The organism is Roseateles sp. P5_B10 (assembly GCF_056400485.1).
Window position 1 is genome coordinate 1 of sequence record NZ_JBFULE010001127.1, and the last position, 1,333, is coordinate 1,333.

Sequence of the window (1,333 nt, forward strand, 5' to 3'; positions counted from 1 at the left end):
GTTTAGATCTTGCCGACGAGATCCAGGCTCGGGGCGATCGTGGCAGCGCCTTCCTTCCACTTGGCCGGGCAGACCTGGCCGGGGTGGGCGGCGGTGTACTGGGCAGCCTTCAGCTTGCGCAGCGTTTCCGACACGTCACGGGCGATCTCGTTGGAGTGGATCTCGGCGGTCTTGATGACGCCGTCCGGGTTGATGACGAAGGTGCCGCGCAGTGCCAGGCCTTCTTCGGGGATGTGCACGCCGAAGGCATTGGTCAGCGTGTGGGTCGGGTCGCCCACCAGCGGGAACTTGGCCTTGCCGACGGCCGGCGAGGTCTCGTGCCACACCTTGTGCGAGAAGTGGGTGTCGGTCGTGACGATGTAGACCTCGGCGCCCATCTTCTGGAACTCGGCGTAGCTGTCGGCCGCGTCTTCGACTTCGGTCGGGCAGTTGAACGTGAAAGCGGCCGGCATGAAGATCAGCACGGACCACTTGCCCTTCAGGGTTTCGTCGCTAACGGTGATGAACTTGCCGTTGTGGAAGGCTTCGGTCTTGAAAGGCTGGACTTGGGTATTGATCAGGGACATTCGAAAGCTCCGTAGGGCGCTGGTTGATGGGATAGGTAGAACTATATCGAAGATGAGTTTTCAGTAGAAAACATTTATCAAATCGGCGCTATTGAGTCAGGCTATTGATCACCGCCCCACCCGGCCTGGCGGGCCGAGCGCCGGGCCGCTCCCAAGCCGGCCCGGTCCGGCGATGTGCTTGGCGGCCAACCCGCCAAGCATCGCCGTCCCCTCGGGGGACCGACCAGACCAGCCCGCGTCCAGCCGGACTGGTCTGGACGAGGGGCAGCGTTTCAGGCTTCGTAGCGGCGGTCGTAGAGCTGGTGCGGGCTGAGCTTCACGCGCAGCACCTGCGCGGCCACCAGACCCGTGATCGCATGCTCGGCCACCGCCGTGTCACGCCTGACGGGAGAGCCTAAGGCATCCCCATGACGATTCATAACGGCGCTGACGATGGGAGTGTTGCCTGATGTACCGCGGCGCACCGCCACCGCGATCTCGCCGCTGGCGAGCTTGACCAGGGTGCCGGGCGGGAACATGCCGACCTCCTTGACCAGCAGCGCTGCAAAGGGATGGCCATTGCTACCGGTGTAGAGCGACTTGGCCGCCTGCGGTGCCGGCATGCCTGCGCGGCCGCCGCGGCTGGCAAGCTTGGCCAGGAAGATATCGACGAGGCGCAGCAGCTGGGCCGCCTCGTCGGGCTCGGCCAAGCCTTGCGGATAGYCACCGCCGCCCGGCTGCTCATGGTGCTGGGCCACCGCAGCCAGCCATTGCGCATCGTCCAGGGC

Annotated in this window: 1 protein-coding gene and 1 pseudogene; both read right to left on the reverse strand. The window is 65.0% G+C overall.

The window, feature by feature from the left end; translation table 11 throughout:
- Nucleotides 1-2: 2 nt before the first annotated feature.
- Entirely contained in the window at nt 3-566 is a 564-nt protein-coding gene (gene ahpC, locus AC1DU6_RS31430) for an alkyl hydroperoxide reductase subunit C (protein ID WP_056198538.1), read from the reverse strand.
- Between the two features lie 272 nt (nt 567-838).
- Nucleotides 839-1,333: pseudogene (locus tag AC1DU6_RS31435) on the reverse strand (HD-GYP domain-containing protein); the annotation flags it as partial.